The 17,893-nt window shown below is 59.1% G+C and carries 19 protein-coding genes; 2 read left to right on the top strand and 17 right to left on the bottom strand.

Annotation, left to right across the window (positions count from 1 at the left end; translation table 11 throughout):
• The first annotated feature begins 1 nt into the window (after window position 1).
• Window positions 2-598: an SCO family protein gene (locus MHM37_RS05710; protein WP_139526030.1), complete on the top strand. Its 597-nt coding sequence runs from the start codon at window positions 2-4 to the stop codon at window positions 596-598.
• A 37-nt stretch (window positions 599-635) separates the two neighbouring features.
• Here MHM37_RS05710 and MHM37_RS05705 read toward each other — a convergent pair whose 3' ends face one another.
• The 7 genes from MHM37_RS05705 to MHM37_RS05675 all read right to left on the bottom strand — a co-directional run bounded on the left by MHM37_RS05705 (window position 636) and on the right by MHM37_RS05675 (window position 6,980).
• Entirely contained in the window at window positions 636-1,697 is a 1,062-nt protein-coding gene (locus MHM37_RS05705; RefSeq protein ID WP_239285820.1) for a PHB depolymerase family esterase, read from the bottom strand.
• Between the two features lie 9 nt (window positions 1,698-1,706).
• Complete coding sequence (locus tag MHM37_RS05700) at window positions 1,707-2,387, bottom strand: FKBP-type peptidyl-prolyl cis-trans isomerase (protein WP_139526032.1); 681 nt, start codon at window positions 2,385-2,387, stop codon at window positions 1,707-1,709.
• Window positions 2,388-2,535: 148 nt separating this feature from the next.
• Complete coding sequence (locus tag MHM37_RS05695) at window positions 2,536-2,979, bottom strand: universal stress protein (RefSeq protein ID WP_139526033.1); 444 nt, start codon at window positions 2,977-2,979, stop codon at window positions 2,536-2,538.
• 21 nt (window positions 2,980-3,000) lie between these two features.
• The gene (locus tag MHM37_RS05690; protein ID WP_139526034.1) at window positions 3,001-4,284 is read right to left on the bottom strand and encodes a TRAP transporter large permease; all 1,284 of its coding nucleotides are present in this window, start codon (window positions 4,282-4,284) and stop codon (window positions 3,001-3,003) included.
• A gap of 28 nt (window positions 4,285-4,312) precedes the next feature.
• Window positions 4,313-4,891 (bottom strand): TRAP transporter small permease, encoded by a 579-nt coding sequence (locus MHM37_RS05685; protein ID WP_139526035.1) that lies wholly within the window; start codon window positions 4,889-4,891, stop codon window positions 4,313-4,315.
• Window positions 4,892-5,161: 270 nt separating this feature from the next.
• Window positions 5,162-6,211, bottom strand: coding sequence for a TRAP transporter substrate-binding protein DctP (dctP, locus tag MHM37_RS05680; protein WP_153843528.1), 1,050 nt, complete (start codon window positions 6,209-6,211; stop codon window positions 5,162-5,164).
• Between the two features lie 196 nt (window positions 6,212-6,407).
• On the bottom strand, window positions 6,408-6,980 hold the full coding sequence (locus MHM37_RS05675) for a TIGR02444 family protein (RefSeq protein WP_153843529.1): 573 nt from the start codon (window positions 6,978-6,980) through the stop codon (window positions 6,408-6,410).
• 29 nt (window positions 6,981-7,009) lie between these two features.
• On the opposite strand from MHM37_RS05675, the gene MHM37_RS05670 reads away from it, so the two are divergent.
• On the top strand, window positions 7,010-8,956 hold the full coding sequence (locus MHM37_RS05670; protein WP_153843530.1) for an ATP-binding cassette domain-containing protein: 1,947 nt from the start codon (window positions 7,010-7,012) through the stop codon (window positions 8,954-8,956).
• Between the two features lie 4 nt (window positions 8,957-8,960).
• Here the strand turns inward: MHM37_RS05670 and dtd are convergent, their stop codons facing one another.
• The 10 genes from dtd to MHM37_RS05620 all read right to left on the bottom strand — a co-directional run bounded on the left by dtd (window position 8,961) and on the right by MHM37_RS05620 (window position 17,722).
• The gene (gene dtd / locus MHM37_RS05665) at window positions 8,961-9,398 is read right to left on the bottom strand and encodes a D-aminoacyl-tRNA deacylase (protein ID WP_239296290.1); all 438 of its coding nucleotides are present in this window, start codon (window positions 9,396-9,398) and stop codon (window positions 8,961-8,963) included.
• A 94-nt stretch (window positions 9,399-9,492) separates the two neighbouring features.
• Window positions 9,493-10,074: a chalcone isomerase family protein gene (locus MHM37_RS05660; protein ID WP_219862226.1), complete on the bottom strand. Its 582-nt coding sequence runs from the start codon at window positions 10,072-10,074 to the stop codon at window positions 9,493-9,495.
• Window positions 10,075-10,178: 104 nt separating this feature from the next.
• Window positions 10,179-11,024 (bottom strand): universal stress protein, encoded by an 846-nt coding sequence (locus MHM37_RS05655; protein WP_239285781.1) that lies wholly within the window; start codon window positions 11,022-11,024, stop codon window positions 10,179-10,181.
• Between the two features lie 149 nt (window positions 11,025-11,173).
• Window positions 11,174-12,034, bottom strand: a complete 861-nt coding sequence (gene thiD / locus MHM37_RS05650) for a bifunctional hydroxymethylpyrimidine kinase/phosphomethylpyrimidine kinase (protein WP_231125624.1) — start codon at window positions 12,032-12,034, stop codon at window positions 11,174-11,176.
• A gap of 113 nt (window positions 12,035-12,147) precedes the next feature.
• The gene (locus MHM37_RS05645) at window positions 12,148-13,257 is read right to left on the bottom strand and encodes a TRAP transporter substrate-binding protein (RefSeq protein WP_139526042.1); all 1,110 of its coding nucleotides are present in this window, start codon (window positions 13,255-13,257) and stop codon (window positions 12,148-12,150) included.
• 172 nt (window positions 13,258-13,429) lie between these two features.
• Window positions 13,430-14,833: a TRAP transporter large permease subunit gene (locus MHM37_RS05640; protein ID WP_219862230.1), complete on the bottom strand. Its 1,404-nt coding sequence runs from the start codon at window positions 14,831-14,833 to the stop codon at window positions 13,430-13,432.
• Window positions 14,833-15,393: a TRAP transporter small permease subunit gene (locus tag MHM37_RS05635; RefSeq protein WP_153843533.1), complete on the bottom strand. Its 561-nt coding sequence runs from the start codon at window positions 15,391-15,393 to the stop codon at window positions 14,833-14,835. The genes MHM37_RS05640 and MHM37_RS05635 overlap by 1 nt, the downstream gene beginning before the upstream one ends.
• A 96-nt stretch (window positions 15,394-15,489) precedes the next feature.
• Window positions 15,490-16,338 carry an endonuclease/exonuclease/phosphatase family protein gene (locus tag MHM37_RS05630; protein WP_239296292.1) on the bottom strand — a complete coding sequence of 283 codons (849 nt, stop codon included), beginning with the start codon at window positions 16,336-16,338 and terminating at the stop codon, window positions 15,490-15,492.
• Between the two features lie 2 nt (window positions 16,339-16,340).
• Entirely contained in the window at window positions 16,341-16,973 is a 633-nt protein-coding gene (locus MHM37_RS05625; protein ID WP_239296294.1) for a thiol:disulfide interchange protein DsbA/DsbL, read from the bottom strand.
• A gap of 119 nt (window positions 16,974-17,092) precedes the next feature.
• Complete coding sequence (locus MHM37_RS05620) at window positions 17,093-17,722, bottom strand: c-type cytochrome (protein ID WP_239296296.1); 630 nt, start codon at window positions 17,720-17,722, stop codon at window positions 17,093-17,095.
• Between the last annotated feature and the right edge of the window lie 171 nt (window positions 17,723-17,893).

Below are 17,893 nucleotides of genomic sequence, written 5' to 3'. Positions count from 1 at the left end.
CATGGCAATTCGCAAGCCGCTTTGGCTAGGTATCGCCCTCATGGCTCTTCTGCTGGTCGTGGCAAGCGTTGGCCTGTACCAACTACGCGCAGGGGAGGATCCCGACGAACCAACAGGCGGGCCCATTGCCATGCCGTCGACGCAAGGCGATTTCTCCCTGGATCAGCTCGGCAACGACGAGATTGCCATCGTCTCTTTCGGCTATACCTACTGCCCCGATGTCTGCCCCATGAATCAGGCGGTCAAGCGCCAAGCGCTGGCACAATTGAGCGATGCCCAGCGTGAGCGAGTGGTGCCTGTCATGATTACCGTCGATCCAGAACGCGATACGCTGCCCCGCATGCGCGAGTACATGCAGTTTTTCGGCGAAGAGTTCATTGGTTTGGTGGGTAGCCAGGCGCAGCTCAACGAGGTGGCCGGGCGCTATGGTGTGATTTGGCGACGGGTCGAGGCGCCGGAGTCGGCCATGGCCTATACCATCGACCACAGCGCCTCGCTGTTTTTGGTCAACCGCGAGGGGAAGATACTGCAGCGGGTGCTCTACTCACCAACGCCCCATGGGTTGGTATCGGCGCTCGAGCGCGAACTAGGCAGTTAACGCTCTAAAACGGCTTGATGCGTTAGCGACACGGCGGCTATTCGGCCGTCGTCGCCTCCTCCGTCTGATCGGCTTGCAGCCGATCCAGCATGGCCATCAGCGCCTGTACTTGGGTGCCGTCTCGAGTATCGTGTAGCGGGTTGATCTGCCACGTGCTCTCCGCGAAACCCCACCAGTCCCAGCACGCTTGCGGATTGGCCATGCTGCTTTCGGCCTGTGGATACAGCACCACTTGGCCATGCGTCGCCGCCCAACGGTTCAAGCCGCTGTAGCGAACGAAGGTATCGCCGATGGTCTCTGCGTTCATCTGGCAACCGTGCAACGCTACGGTGACCGGACACCCCCCCAACTCACACGTCTCGGGCACGAACAGATAGCCTGTATCGGCCACCCCCTTCACCGCGAAATCAGATTGATCGAAGGCCAGCAGCTCGCCTTCGCTAGCGTTCGCCTCACGCTCGGGGTAGAGCCACGCCAGCATCTCCCCCGCGACGTCGTCGCCACAGGCCAACACGTGACTACCACCTCCATTATGGCAGTCACCTAGCGACTGCGGGTCGATAGGCGCATCTTTGGGCATCGCCACCGGCCAGCCGTGCCCGGTGTTTTCCCGTTGAACGAAGCGTAGCTGCTGCTCGGGGTCCGCCAGCCAGCGCTGCCACTGCTGCGCGAGCAGGTCGCCCAGCGCAGGCGAGACCGTCTCGTCCGACGTACCATGCCACACAAAAGCACGCAGCGAGCGCAGCGCCTCTTGGCTGCCGACTTGCTCCATCTCTGCGTAGCGCTGGCGACGCTGCTCCAGCTCGTCGAGCGACGGCAGGCCGCGCCGGGTCATCATGCACTGATTGAGAGCCGTACTCAAAGCCCCCTGCGCGCAGCCCCAAGGACCTGCTGCCAGTACGCCCAGTCCGCTAAAGCGCTCGGGCCAGGCCACCGCAAGCTGAGTGGCCATGTAGCCCCCCGCGGAGACGCCCACGACGCTTGCTTGATCGTTAGCCGCTGCCAGCGCTGGGAGCTCAATAGGTGCTTCCTGGGCCTGGGCAGCGCCGCTGCCCAACACAATAAGCGCCGCCATCCAGCGGCGCTGACGAGAGGCCATACCCATGGCTTATTCGATACCTAGCAGTTCGACGCGGAAAGTGAGCATTTCATTCGGACCAATCGGGCCCTGGCCGCGTTCGCCGTAGGCGAGATCCGCCGGGATGTAGAGCATCCAGCTGTCACCCACGCTCATCAGCTGCAGGGCTTCTTGCCAGCCCTCGATCACTTGGTTGACCTGGAAACTCACCGGCTCACCGCGCTCGAAGGAGCTATCGAACACGGTGCCGTCCAACAGCATGCCTTCGTAGTTCACTTCGACGGTATCTTCCGGGCCAGGCGTTGCACCATCTCCTGACTCGATGACTTCGTACTGCAGACCAGACTCGGTCACTTCGACCTCGTCACGCTCGGCGTTTTCGGCCAGGAAGTCTTGGCCCTCTTCCAGGTTCATCTGCGCCAACTCAGCGGCTTGCTGCTCGCGCGCTTCCATCGAGCGCTCTTGGAACGCCATCAGCGCTTCCATCATCTCCTCTTCGTTCATCGCTAGCTCGTTGCCATCAAAGACATCGCGCATACCGTCGGTGAACGCATCCAGATCGAGATCTTCGATGTCTGCCTGCATGCTTTCGCCCAGGGTCACGCCCAGGCTATACGCCAAGCGCTGCTCGTCGGTTTCCGGGGCAGCGGCGGCAAACGGTGCGACTAGCAGCAGGCCAGTGAGCGCGGTAGAAGAGAGTAGTGCTTTCATGGAAAAAACCTTATCCAGCGGCGCAGCGCGCCAAATATTTTGGGGTGCTTCAAAGACTAACACCCGCCGCCTCAGGCTGCATTACCTGAAACGGCGGGTGCTGCTCAGACCACACGATTGCGTAGAGGTTTAGCCGGTCGCCTTCACACTAGACCACCAGCGTGGGGCAATGAGCGGCACCGGCCACGCGTTGGGAAACGCTGCCCAGCAGCAAATTCTTTTCCCCATTGGTTCCCTGTGCGCCAATTACGATCAGGTCGCACTCCCGCTTACGAGCAAAGCGCACGATGGTACGGGAGGGACGTCCGCCTTTGACAAAAGCTCGCACGCGAACGCTATCGGCGCCCAGTTCGATGGCGTGGGATTTGGCGTGCACGGCAATCTCCGTTGCGTACTCCTTGAGCGCGTCATCGGGGATATCCAACCGGTTGGGGCGCACCATGGAAAGCGACGCCTCCAGCAGGCTGTGATGTTTGAACACACACAGTAGGTAGAGCTCTGCCCCGGTGAGCAGATGCAGACCAACGGCTTTTTCGAGCGCCTTGATGGCCCCCTTTGAGCCATCGACAGGGATCAAGATGCGATTGAACATCCGCGTTCTCCTTGTGACTGCTTAACGGAAGGCAACATCACGCAGGAACAGCGCAATTTGCGGGAACATGATCAACAGCGCCGCCGCCAGAATCAGCATGAAGATGAACGGTGGCGTGCCCTTGATCACCTCCCAATAGGGGCGTTTGAAGATCGCGATGGCGGTAAAGATATCGCAGCCAAAGGGTGGCGTGGCCGACCCAATCGCCACCTGCAGCGTAATCAGGATACCGACCAGTACGGGATCGAGCCCGGTGGCTGCAATCGCCGGGGCAAAGATCGGCGTCAATACCAGAATCACCACGATGGGGTCGACGAACATGCACGCCACGAAGAATGAAATACAGATGGCGATCAACACCCCCGTGGGTCCGGCCTCGTTGACCCCCACGGCTTCGAGGATCGCTTGGGGAATCTGCGCAAACGAAATGATCCAAGAGAAGCCATTGCCCACGGCCACCAGAATGAACACCACGGCGGTGATCAGGCCAGTAGACTTGGCGATGGTGTAGATATCGCGCATTTTCAGCGAGCGAAAGACGACGAACTCTAACAGCACCGCATACAGGACACAGGCGGCCGCCGCTTCGGTAGGACTGAAGATCCCGCCGTAAATGCCGCCCACGATGATCACTGGGAAGCCGAGCGGCCAGAGCGCTTTCTGAACGGCCGTGGCCCGCTCTTTCCAGCTTGAGCGCTCTTCGGTAGGCACGTCTTTTACGATGGCGTAAATGATGCAGTACGTGGAGAACATGAACAGGATAAGCAGGCCGGGACCAATACCGGCGATGAACAGCTCGCCAATCGAGGTGCCGGAAATGACCCCGTAAATGATCATGCCAATGCTGGGGGGAATCAAAAAGGCAATATCACTGGCATTGATGATCAGCGCCAGCGTAAAGGGATCGGAGTAGCCCGCTTTGAGCATCTTCGGACGCAGCGGCGAGCCTACCGCCACTACAGTGGCCTGGGTCGACCCCGACACGGCGCCGAACAGCGTACAAGAAGCCGCCGTGCTGACCGCCAACCCCCCTTTGATATGGCCAATGAAGGACATCACCATATCGATGAGGCGATTCGCAGACTGCCCTCGGGTCATGATGTCGGCGGCCAGAATGAACATCGGCACGGCGATTAGCGACGCCGGGCGTATGCCCGCCATCATCTGCTGAATCAGCGTATCCATTTGGCCGAAGCCGTTGAACATCATATAGAAGCCGATCACTGCCGCAGTGATCAGCGGGATCATCATTGGAAAGCCCAGCAGCAGCAGGGCAATCATGGTGACTACCATTATCGTCGTCATAGCGTTCCCCTAAGGTGCAATCCCTGCTTTACACTTCTGTTTCGGTGTCTTTATAGCCGTCTACCACCCCGGTAGAGAGGTAGACGTCTCGGGTGGTGAGATTCTTGATCGCGGTCAGTAGGTACTGAATCCCGGTGATCAAAAAGCCCATGGGCACCCAGACGTAGATGATCCATACCGGTAAGCCCAGCGACGGCAGTACGCGCCCTTTGCTATACAGGTCGAGGATGTACACGACGGAGTAGTAAAGCAGGAAGAACATCACCAGCGAGGTGAAAAACGCGATGCCGATCATTAGCACTTTGCGACCGCCCACCGGCAGCGCATCGTAAATCGCCGACATGCGAATATGGCGACCGTGGCGGGCAGCGTAGCCAATACCCGCAAAGGTGATCATGATGATCAGGATACGGTTCAGCTCGCCTGAGAACATGATGCTATTGCCGAACACGAAGCGGGCAACGACGTTGGTGACCGTATTCAGCGCCATTAGCAAAACCCCCATCGCCAGTATGACTGACTCGATTTTGCTAATTGCAGTGTCGATCACTCCTAGTACGCCGGGCAAACCCGAGCGGTAGTTCTTTTCGGACTCTTCTTCGGACATGGCCGTTCTCCTTTGAACGCAGCGTGGTCGCTTGCTCGATGGCGACGCGACCTTCCCATCACTGACACCGAACGGAGCAGGTTCGGCCTTGCTCATTTTGATGCGTAATGGGTAATGACTCTTTTCGCTTCAACGCTGGATGGACGTAGATTTTTCTGTGTTCGCCCCCGCGAGCATGTGTTTTTTCGCTAGAGGGGTGGACAACAAAAAAGGGGCAGCGCTGGCTGCCCCTTGGCGACGTCATGTGATTAACGCAAGCGCGCTAACCGATTAGGACTCGCTTTCGACGGCTTCGAGGTCCGCTTTGAACTGCTCCAGCAGCTCGGCACCGCGCTCGCCCGTCATTTCGAGGAAGGCTTCCTCGACCTGCGGTGCGCGCTCGCGGAACGCTTGGATCTGCTCTTCGTTCAAGCGTGTCACGGTGACTTCGTCAGACGCTTCCTGGATTTTGGCCAGCGCTTCATCGGCTAGCCCTTTGATGTGCTCGATAGTGTGGTCGTAGGCCGCGTCCGAGGCGTTCTGGACCAGCTCTTTGTCTTCATCGGACAGGCCTTCGTAGAAGTCCTGGTTGGCCATCATCGCGGTGGTGAACCAACCGTGGCCAGTGAAAGTCAGGTGCGGAGACACTTCGTACAGACCGCCAGATTCGATCCAGAAGATCGGGTTTTCCTGACCATCGATGATGCCGGTCTGCAGGCCACCGTAGACTTCGCCCCACGGCAGCGGTGTCGGCGTCGCGCCAAAGGCGTCGTAGGTTTCCGACAGCAGCGGGTTGGTCATGGTGCGGATTTTCTTGTTATTCATGTCTTCCGGCGAGCTAATCGGCTCGTCGGTGGTGACCACCATTTCACCCTCGGGGTACATTTTTAGAAGCTCGAGACCCTGCTCGGCGTAAAGCTCCGGGAACATTTCATTGATGGCTTTACTCTCGTCGAAGAACGTTAGAACGGTCTCTTCGTCGGTCGGCAGCAGATACGGAATGAAGAAGATTTGCGCTTCTGGGATCAGCGCACCGGTAAAGCCAGGTGACTGATTGACGAACTGGAGGATGCCGTTTTGCGTCTGCTCCATGATGTCGTCGGACTCGCCCAGTTCACCAAAGCGGTAAACCTGTACGGTATGGTCGGAGTTATCTTCGATGTACTCCTTGAATGCGTAAGCGAAGACATCCTGCACGTCGCCTTCGTACTCTTCGTGTGCGTAACGCCAGTTATCTGCCTGAGCGGTCGCGCTCAAACCCAGCAGCAGTGCACCCACGCTTGCCGTGGTGAGCAACTTGGTGGTGACGGAACGAGTCGAAACTAATGTGCTTGCCTTCATGCAGAGTTCCCCTAGCAGTGGTAAGCGCGCCGTACGAGAGCGCAAGGATCTTAGTGTTTGTATATCCCGAGTCGCTCCACTTTTATTCAGCGTTTGTTCAGCCGCTAACACGCAGTAACGTCGTTCATTGCTGTGGGTTAGCGGACGATCGCCAGCGAAGCTAACACGGGTTATTCAAAAACAGCTTAATTTCAGGCTAGCGTGGTGATTCACAGCGGTCAAGCTGGCTTGCCAAGGCAAAAAGGGCCGCTCTCGTCCTCTCGCGCCCGCGTGGCGCGCGACACAAATCGTTGTCAAGCGGTGTCGAAAACAGCGTATCTTGCAGCCACTGTGCAACATTATGCTGGCTTATGTCGCTTTTTGTTAAGCGCGCGTCCGCGTCTGATGAGCCGAGCGCCCACTGCTGCCAACGTTGAAGGTTTTCACGCTCTGCCTGCAGCTCGGCACTCTGCAGCGTGGCACGCAACGCTTTGACGGCCTCGTTGTGGGCGGCTTCGGGTTTCAATCGGCGGCGAAGCGTTCGTAGCGTCGCCGTCACCTGCTGCTGCCAAGCCATGCGCTCGGCGCGTATGGTAGCGAGCGGGCCTGGCGAGGCCGCCAGACCCTGCTGATAGAGCCAGCAATGGAACAGCAGCTCACACACATCCACACCAGCCTCATCCTGCAACGTGAGGCAGGCCTGCTCGACGCCGGGCCTGGCATAGAGCGCCAAAGCAAAATCCCACAGCGGCCTCTGCTGCAAGCGCTGCAATCGGTTAGAATCGCGCATTGATTTACCCACTTTTTTCGGGAGAAAACATGATCGCACTGCGCCAAGTCGCCCTGCAACGGGGTACGCAAACGCTCCTAGAAAACGCCGATCTAACACTCCATAACGGGGTCAAGGCCGGCATCATTGGAGCCAACGGTGCCGGTAAGTCGAGTCTGTTTAAACTCCTGTTAGGTGAACTGGGCCCTGATCAGGGTGACGTCGAAATGAGCGGTGGCCAGCGGATCGCCCACATGGCCCAGGAAGTGGAGGCGCTGGACCGCCCCATCGTGGAATACGTGCTGGATGGCGATCACGCATTGCGCAAGGCGCAAGCCGATTTGCTCGCCGCTCGGGAAGCGGGCGACGCCCATCGCGAAGCGGAGCTACACGGGCTGATCGAAACGCTGGATGGCTACACCGCCGAATCCCGCGCGGCCCAGCTACTGGTGGGGCTGGGCTTCGTCCAGTCGGACCTGATGCGCCCGCTTTCAGATTTTTCCGGCGGCTGGCGAATGCGGGTCAATCTTGCCCGTACGCTGTTCATGCCTTCCGACTTGCTGCTGCTCGATGAGCCGACCAATCACCTGGATCTGGACGCCCTGCTGTGGCTAGAGCAGTGGCTCACCCGCTACCCCGGCACGCTGCTGCTGATCTCTCACGACCGGGACTTTCTGGATGCCGTGTGCGACCACATCGTCCACATGCATCATCAAACGCTGGAACTCTATCGGGGCAACTACTCTCGATTCGAGCGCACACGGGCGGAGAAGCTCGCCCTGCAGCAGGCCGAAGCGGCCAAACAGCAGGCGCGCCGCGAAGAGATCGAGCGTTTTATCGCTCGCTTCAAGGCCAAGGCCACTAAGGCGCGTCAGGCGCAGAGCCGCGTCAAGATGCTGGAGCGCATGGAAGATATCGCCATGGCCCACGTGGACTCTCCCTTTCACTTCACCCTGCCCGCGGCAGATAAGACCTCTCACCCGCTGCTGGTGCTGGATCAAGCCACGCTAGGCTACCGCAGCCAGGCGGGCGACGTCGCACAGCTCGACAAGGTGAACATTACGCTGCTTCCCGGCAGCCGGATCGGCCTGCTGGGACCCAACGGCGCGGGTAAATCCACCCTGATCAAGTCGCTCACCGGCGAACTGGCGCTGCTCGACGGCAAGCGCGTGCCCGGCGAGCACCTAGCGATTGGCTACTTTGCTCAGCATCAGCTGGAGGGGCTGGACGTGACCACGACGCCGTTCGTCCACGTGCAGCGGCTCTCGCCCACCGCCAGCGATCAAGAGATTCGCAATTTTCTAGGCGGCTTTGGTTTCAAGGGCGACGACGCCTTCGGGGAAGTCGCCACCTTCTCGGGCGGTGAGAAAGCGCGGCTGGCACTGGCGCTGGTCGCTTGGCAAAAACCCAATCTGCTGCTGCTGGACGAGCCGACCAACCACCTGGATTTGGAAATGCGCGAGGCGCTCACGGAAGCGCTGGCAGGCTTCGAGGGCACGGTCATTTTGGTCTCCCACGACCGTCACCTACTGCGCGCCACGGTCGATGAGTTTTGGCGGGTCGCCGACCACCGGGTCGAGCCCTTCGACGGTGACTTGGAGGATTACCGGGCTTGGCTCAAGGCGCGGTTGGAAGAGAACCGCCGCGACGCCCGTAGTGAAAAGAGCGAACGCCAGAGCCAACAGCCCAGCGGCGACCGTAAAGCCGCCCGCAAAGCAGCGGCCGAGCTGCGCGAAAAGCTGCGCCCTCTGAAAAAAGAGCGCGACAAGGCGGAAAAGGCCATGGAAAGAGCGCAGCACTCGCTAGAGGAGGTCGAGGCCATACTCGCCGACCCTGAGCTCTACACTGACGGCGCCCGCAAAGCGGAGCTGACCGATGCGCTGGCCAAGCAGGCAACGATCAAAGCGCAGCTAGACGACGCCGAGCAGGCGTGGCTCGCCGCCGAAGAGGCACTGGAAGCCATGGAAGCCGAATTGCTCGCCAGTGAGAGTGCCTAGAGCGCTAGCTCTCCAGCAGAAACGTGACCGGGCCATCGTTCGTCAGCGCAACCTGCATGTCCGCGCCAAACTGGCCAGTCGCCACCTGGGGCCAAGCAGCGCGCGCTCGATCGACGAGGTAATGAAACAGCCGCTGCCCCTCCTCGGGCGGCGCGGCGCTGGAAAAACTGGGGCGCAGCCCCTTGTGCGTGTCGGCCGCAAGCGTGAACTGCGACACCAGCAGCAAGCCTCCTTGGGCCTGCTGCAAGTTGTGATTCATCTTGCCCGCGTCGTCGCTGAACACGCGGTAATGCAGCAGCTTGTGCAGCAGTTTATCGGCCTCCGCCTCGCTGTCGCCTTTCTCGACACCTATCAGTGCCAGCAACCCGTGGTCGATCGCACCGATGGTGCTGCCATCCACCGTGACGTTGGCGTGTTTGACCCGCTGAATCAGTGCTTTCACGCTTACCCCTTTGTCCGTTCATTGGCGCTGTCGAAGAGGGCGAGTGTAAACTGAGGCGAGGGCTGGCCCAAGCGAGATGGTGCGTGGTCAGCCGCTATCCGTCCACGCCCAGTAGCGCGTCGCGAAACTCTTCACCCAGCGGGCGCTCGCCCAGCCAAATGCCGAACATCGCGCTGGCAAACTCGGCGCTGCTATCCTCGTAGAGCGTCTCACCGTTGAGGGCAAGGCGTAACTGCTCACCGTCCCAGCTCAACAGGTACCGATCACCGGGTACCACATCCCGGTACCGTTGATTCAACTGCGCCATGTTCTCTTTCACCTGATTGAACTCGTAAAGCGTCAACGAATCGTCGAGCGTTTTCTCTGTCGCCTCGGCAAAGTCGTCGGCAGCAATCTCATGAAAGTAGGCAAGTTCCAAACGGCGGGGTACATCGCTTAACGGCTGAGGCTCGCGCTCCCCTTCCAACTGATAATACGCCCCCGCATAAGCGGTCCATATCATGTAACGAAATACGCCGCTTCCCAGCAGCACATAGCGCTGGCCATTCTCTTCCACCACACGGTCGAAGCGTTCGCCCCGCTCGGTCACGCTTTCGGCTTGGGCGCTATTGACCGCCACGGTGGTTCCTATGAGCAAACAGGTCGACAGTAGGGCTGTCACAAGGCGTGGTTGCACGGTGTCCTCCTCCCGTATTGGCTTGGCTGGCTTCACGTATAGCTATACATACCCACCAGGACAATAAAGGTTCCGTACAGCCATGCTCGAAACGGCACTACCGGCTACCAAGGTCGACACACCATCACGTCGCAGTGGGGTTCGCTCAGCAACATGTCGGTGAGCGGGTTGGGTTGATGCGGTCGGCAGCGGCTACCCAACATGACCAAGTCTGGCGAGTGGCGCTTGATATAGTCGTGCAGCACGTCGCAGGGCTGGCCCGGTTCCAGTACCAGCTCGATATCGGGTATGCCGTCTAGTTCGCGCATGAGGCTTTCGACCTCGTTGTCCAGCGCTTCTCGTAGGCGGGCGACCTCATGATCACGCCAATGGGCATAAAATGCCTGGTTACCCAGCTCTCGCTCACCGGGCAGGTTCCACGCGTGCAGCAGCGTGAGCTGAGCGTCGGGAAAGCGGATCAGTGCCTCTTTTAGCGTTTGTCGAGCGGTGAGAGAGAAGTCGATCGGCACCACGATATGCTGCCACGGCTGCGTCGGTCGGTATGACGCTACCACCACGGGGCAAGGGGTACTGCGCAGAATACGCATCAAGGTCGTGCCAAAGAGTAAATCTTTCTCACCCCGCTTACGGTGCATGCCAAGCACGATTAGCGATGCATGACGCTCATGGGCTTCGCGAACGATCTCCACATGGGCATCGCCCACCACCGTTTGAATCATCAGCGAAGGGAGTTCGAGCGCGTAATCCTCACGAAGATCGGTGAGCGTCGCGCTAATGTCATCGCTGACCGCGCGCTCCAGGTCGTGAAGCATCCGATGGGGAAGGTAGGGGTCGAGCACGTGGAGCACGTCCAACTGCGCGCCCTGCTGATGGGCAAGTCGCAGCGCACGGGCAAAGGCCGCGCGATTTTCCTGTGACAGGTCAGTGGCAAATAGCAGCGTGCGAGACATGGCTAGCTCCTTGGCCGAATGGCTCAGCCTGATAGGCAAACAAACGGGCACCCTTCAGCATGGTGCCCGCTGCCCTATCTCGCAAGGAGACTCTGCGCCGCCTTTCCCCTCGATCCGACGTTTATTCTGCGTGGCGCTCGCCTAACGGCCTACCACCACGCATGGAAGTGGTGTACCGGACCACGCCCTTTGCCAACGGTTAAACGGTGGCTGGCCGCCAGTGCGCTATGCAGCCACTGCTTTGCCTCGGTAATGGCCTGCTCTGGCGCATCCTCTTCAGCCGCGTCAGGCAGCTTTGCCAGGCAGGCAGCAATGGCAGAAGAGAGCGCGCAGCCCGTGCCATGAAGATTCTCAGTAGCAATGCGGGAAGCCGGTAGCCACTGCTGTCCGCTGGGAGTGGCCAGCAAGTCGGGGCAGGTATCGCCACGCAAATGGCCGCCCTTTAGCACCACAAAGGGCGCGCCAAGGGCCACCAGCTTAGGCAGCAGCGCTTCCATTTCGTCCAAACTGGTGGGCGCAGGTGCGTCCAGCAGCACGGCCGCTTCCGGTAGGTTGGGGGTAATCACGTCAGCGAGCGGCACCAGCACTTCCCGCACGGCACGAATGCCCGCGTTATCGACCAGGATATCGCCGCTCTTCGCTACCATCACCGGGTCGAGCACGATCCAGCGCGGACGCCGTTGGCGTAGTACGTCTGCAATGACTTCCGCCACGTCACGACTTGCCACCATGCCGATTTTCACTGCATCGATAGTCACATCGTTCAACAGATGCTCGAGCTGCTCACGGATCGCTTGGGGCGATACAGGGTACACCGAGGCGACGCCACAGGTGTTCTGGGCAATCACCGCCGTGATCACGTTCGTGCCATAAACGCCAAGGGAGGAAAATGTCTTGAGATCGCCCTGCAGACCGGCACCTCCAGAGGGGTCGGAGCCAGCGATGGTCAATACATTACGCAAGCGAGCGTCGGCAGGTCGTGAAGGCGTGAGCATAGCGGGCGTGGACATGGGGCTCCTTACCAAGCAGAACAGTATCTGCATAGGATACTCAAGCCGCCGCACTTACGCTGCCTTAATCTCACGAAAAGGCCGCCCGAGGGCGGCCTTGTGGAGGCATGGCGTTACTGGGTGGTATCGCCGTCCGGGTTGCGGGCGTTGTAATACGCCTGCTCGGAAATCGCGTGGTAATCCTCGACCTTGTCCTGGAACTCGCGATAAGAGTCATAGATGCGGGTCGCCAGCTCGCTGGATGCAGCCAGCTCACCCACTACGTCGGCTGAGTGTTCGCGAGCCTGGGCCAGCACGTCGTCAGGGATGCGGCGCAGTTCGACATCGTGCTCGTTGACCAGGGTTTCCAAGGCGTCGTTGTTTCGGGCGGTGTACTCATCCAGAACGCTTTGGTTGATGTCGCTGATGGCAGTGCGCAGAATCGCCTGAAGGTCGGCGGGCAGTTCCGCCCATGCCTCTTCATTCACGATGGCTTCGAACATCACCGTCGGCTCATGCCAGCCTGGGTAATAGTAGTAATCAGCGGCTTGGTGCAAACCAAAGGCGAGATCGTTGTAGGGGCCGATCCACTCGGTGGCGTCGATGGCACCGGACTGTAGCGACGTGAAGATTTCACCGCCGGGCATGTTAACGATGGCCACGCCCATGCGGCTCATCACTTCGCCCCCCAGACCCGGCATGCGCATTTTCAAGCCTTCCAGGTCGTCTACCGAGTTGATCTCTTTGTTGTACCAGCCGCCCATCTGAACACCGGAGGCCCCTGCGACCAACACATCGACGCCGAAATCATCATAAAGCTCGTTCCACAGCTCCATACCACCGCCGTAGCTGAGCCAAGCATTCATTTCCTGAGCGTTCATGCCAAACGGTACGGCAGCAAAGAACTGGGCCGCTGGCGCTTTGCCTTTCCAGTAATAGGAGGCGGAGTGGCCCAGCTCGGCGGTGCCGTCTGCCACCGCATCGAACACCTCGAAGCCTGGCACGAGCTGACCTGCTCCGAAGACTTCGATGGTCAACCGGCCATCGGACATCTCCTCGACGAGCTGGGAGAGCCGCTCAGGGCCTTGGCCCACACCGGGGAAGTTTTTCGGCCAGGAAGTGACCATTTTCCAGCGAAAATTCTCTTGTGCCTGGGCCTGGTTATCGAAGCTGGATACGACCAGCAGACTGGCAGAAAGAGCGGTCGTCATGGCAATGGCGACAGGCAGTGCTTTGGCTTTCATGCGTTAACCCTCTTGCTTGTTTTATTGCTGTTATGGGTAGGGAATACCCCGCTTGGCGTGTGCCACCAAGCGGGTTGTTACAAGCCATTGTGTGTCTGCAGCTTGGCTGCTTTTAGTGAAGGTTGCCACTCTCTTGCGTTGATAGCAGCGTTATTTTTCAACTAAGTGCGTCTTAGAACTGTGTCGGCAGCCAGGTCGCCAACTGCGGGAAGAACGTCAGCAACAGCAGCATTCCTAACTGCATCAGGATGAACGGCACCACGCCACGGTAGATGGCCGAGGTGGGCACCGACGGTGGCGCCACGCCGCGCAGATAAAACAGCGCGAAACCGAACGGAGGCGTCAGGAAGGAGGTCTGCAGGTTGATGGCGATCATGATGCCCAACCAAATCGGGTCGAGTCCCATCGCCAGCAGGATCGGACCGACGATTGGCACCACCACGAAGGTGATTTCGATGAAGTCGAGAATGAAGCCAAGCAGGAAGATCACCAGCATGACGATGATCGTGGCTCCAATCACGCCCCCTGGCATGCTCTCGAACAGCTCGGTGACCATGTGCTCACCGCCATAGGCGCGGAAAACCAGCGAAAACAATGCCGCGCCGATCAGAATCAGGAACACCATCGTGGTGACATGGGTGGTCGAACGCAGCACGTCTTTGAGGGTTGCCCAATCCAGTTGACGATAAGCCAATGCCAGCACTAAGGCACCAAAGGCACCCACCGCCGATGCCTCAGTGGGCGTTGCAAAACCACTCAGGATAGAACCCAGTACGGCGACGATCAGCACCACTGGCGGCACCAGGCCTTTGAGTAGCAGGATGCCCAAGCCCGAGGTGTGGCCAAGCTCGGCCATCAGCTCTTCGCGGTCTGCCGCTGGCGCCATGCTGGGACGGAAAAACGCCACCAAGCCCACGTAGATCATGTACATGACGACGAGAATCAACCCTGGCACGAGCGCCCCCATGAACAGGTCGCCCACGGACACCGTTTTCGGGCTGAAGATGCCCATGTCGAGCTGGGCCTGCTGATACGCAGACGACAAGACATCGCCTAGCAGTACCAGGGCAATGGAGGGCGGAATGATCTGCCCCAGCGTGCCGGTAGCGCAAATGGTGCCCGTGGCCAGCGACGTACTGTAGCCACGCTTGAGCATGGTGGGCAGCGACATCAACCCCATGGTGACCACGGTTGCCCCTACGATGCCGGTAGAAGCGGCCATTAGCATGCCCACCAGCGTGACCGAAATCCCCAGGCCGCCACGCATGGAGCCGAAGAGCAGCGCCATGGCATCCAGCAGCGTTTCGGCGACTTTGGACTTCTCCAGCAGCACGCCCATCAAGACGAATAGCGGTACCGCCAAGAGCGTCTGATTGGTCATGATGCCGTAAAGACGATTGGGTAGCGCGGCTAGATAGCCGCTATCGAAGTTGGCGTCGATGCCAATGGCTTCCAGCCCCAGACCCATGCCTGCAAACAGCAACGCAGTGCCCGCCAGCGACAGAGCCACGGGAAAGCCGAACATCAATACGACACAGATGGCGGCAAACAGAATAAGCGGCATAAATTCGAGCATCAAACACGCTCCTCGAGGTGATTGTCATCGGCAGTTGGCGGCGTCATTCGCCCGGTGAAGACATAGCCATTGCGCACGACTTCGATCAGCCCTTGAAGGATCATCAAGACCGCAAACACCGGAATCAGCGTCTTCAGTGCAAATACGGCGGGTATGCCACCGTAATCCGAGGAGGTTTCCATGATGCGCCAAGAGTTCGCCACATAACCATAGCTGGACGCGATGACGAACAGCATCACCGGAATCATCAGCAACAGAATACCCACTATATTCACCAGCGCCTGTCGTCGAGGGGTCATCCCACGATAGAAAATATCGACGCGGACATGGCCATCGTGGCGAAAGGTATAGGCAGCAGCGAGCATGAAGACGCTAGCATGCATGTACATCACCAGCTCTTGCATGAAGATACTATTGATACTGAACATATAGCGAAGCAGAACAATCGCGAACTGAATCAACATCATGATGATGATCAGCCACGCAAGAGTACGCCCGAACCACTCCGAAGCGCGGTCCAGCGCACCGATAAACGCAGGTAGTTGTGTTGTGTCCGACATGGAAGTGTCTCGCGTAAAACGGCTAAGGGGAGTCAGCGCCCCAGACAATAGCGCATATACGCAGACAATGCAGCGCCCCAAAGACGCTCTTACGGCTTATTGTTTAACGTTCGCGCTGATGGACGAGAGACACGCCGCTGGCAGCGGCAGATCCACCGCGATCGGCAGATGGTCGGAAAAGAGATGATCCAGTACGCGCACCTCGGCGGCTTCCAGCGTTTGCGACAGCAAAATATGATCCAACGCGCGGCGCGGTTGCCAGGAAGGGTAGCTGAGTAGCGGTTTGACAGGGTGCAGCGGTAGTGAGGTGCTAAACCGCTCGTGGGCATGAAGCTGATCGGGCGTGCAGTTCAAGTCACCCATGACCACCACGTGTCGCAGCGGTTCGATGATATCGCTAAGGTAGTCGAGTTGGCGCACTCGGCCACGGTGGCTAAGCGCCAAATGGGCGACGAAGATATGCAGCGCATCTGGGCCTTCGCCGTAACGCACGTGAATCGCGCCGCGGCCGGGCAACATGCCGGGCAGCCGATGCTCTTCGATGTGGCTAGGGGTCAAACGAGAAAGCAGGCCGTTGCTGTGCTGGGCAAACTGACCCAAATTGCGGTTGAGTTGTTGAAAGTAGTGCGGAAACTTCGCCTGGGCTGCCAAGTACTCCACCTGATTGACCCGGCTGGAGCGAAAGCTGCCGCCATCGACTTCCTGAAGCCCTACCACGTCGAACTGCTCCAACACGCTGCCCACTAGCGCCAACCGCTTAATACGCTGGGGGTTGGGCAGCACATGCTGCCAACTCCGCGTGAGATAGTGGTGGTAGGCAGAGGTTTGAATACCTACCTGCAAGTTGAAGGTCAGCAGCCGAAGATGGCCGCGTTCCAACAGCGCAGAGGAGGGAAGCGCTCCGGGCGAGCGAGTTGGCCCGCCCGTGTGACCGTGCTCAAGCACCGTTATTGCGCACGCTCGCTGCGAACTTTGTCGATCAGCGCGTCGGCGATTTGTGGCATGTTTTCCAAGCTGCCAGCCGACTGGGGCGATACCACGTAGCGGCCATCCACGATCAGTGCTGGCACGCCCATGAGACGCATGTCACGCATACGACTGTTGGCTTTATTGACCTCGCTACGCACGCTGAACGCGGTCAGTGCTTTTTGGGCTTCTTCTTCGCTCACGCCGTAATCAGAGAAGAAGTCGGCGATGTCGTCTGCTTCGGTCAACGAACGACCGTCTTGGTGAATGGCGTCGAAGAAGTCCTGGTGCAACTCTTCTTCGATTCCTAACGACTGGGCAGCATAGAAAGCCGTCGCATGGGTATTCCAGTCACCGCCCATGGTAGCAGGCATTTTCACGATGCTTACGTCATCGTCCAGCGTTTCGTACCACTCGTTCACGGTCGTTTGCAGCCGGTAGCAGTGCGGACAGCCAAACCAGAACGCTTCGGTCACTTCGATCTGATCGTCATCTACCTGGGTCGCCACCGGCGACTCCAGCAGCGTGTAGTGTTGGCCTTCGACCAGTTCTTGAGCGCTTACCGCTGCAGACAAGCCCAGACCGGCCAGTGCGACCATCAACGTTTTCAACATAGCGAGAACTCTCCAAAAAAAGCAGGCCAACAAAAAGTGTGGCTATGACCCCTGGCGGGCCAGGCAGGTTCCCCATCCGGCGGATATTTCACAGGATAGGGAAACCGGCGGAGGGAAAATTAGTTCAAGCCCAGCACATAGTTGGCGACAGCTTCCATGTCTTGGTCGCTCATCTTGGAAGCGATATCGCCCATGATGTTGTTCGGGCTATTGGCGCGCTCACCAGAGGCAAAATCTTGCAGCGTGGAGACGGTGTACTCCGCATGCTGGCCTGACAGCGCCGGATAGACCGCACTGCCGATGCCGACACCCGTGGGCGTATGACAGGCGCTACAGGCGGGAATGCCTTTGGACATATCGCCTGCGCGGTACAGCTCTTCACCGCGGGCCAGCAACTCAGCGTCTTCATCGCTGGTTTGACCGAGGTTAGCCTCTTGGCCTGCAAAGTGGGCAGCGACGTCCCAAGCATCTTGGTCTGAGTAGTCATCGACCAAACCGGCCATCTGAGCAACGACACGGTTGCCGTCACGAATGTCCATGATCTGTTTGGCCAGATAGGACATCTGCTGTCCTGCCAGGTTGGGGAAGGTACCCACTGCGCTAATGCCCTGCTGGCCATGACAGGCAGCACAGGTTTGCGCAAGTTCGCGACCCGCCGCTGCATCAGCGTCGGCTTGAAGGTCCGTTTGGGCGTGGGTGGTGCCAACGGCACCCATGGTAATTGCCAGGCTTGCCAGTAACGTTCTCATTGCTATTCCACTATGCCGTTTGATTATTGACTGGTACGCACCCTGGGCGCTGCCCAGGTTCAGCACATTACCAGGGTCAGCTCCGCCAAAACGAACAACATATCGCGTTGGTCGCTGCTGGCTAGAGCGCGATGGTACACTAGCGCCCCAGGTCGCAGTTATAAACCGCTT

The sequence above is a fragment of the Halomonas sp. MMH1-48 genome (genome assembly GCF_022348105.1).
In the GTDB taxonomy this organism is placed as follows: domain Bacteria; phylum Pseudomonadota; class Gammaproteobacteria; order Pseudomonadales; family Halomonadaceae; genus Vreelandella; species Vreelandella piezotolerans.
This window is presented reverse-complemented; position numbering and strand designations above follow the sequence as displayed.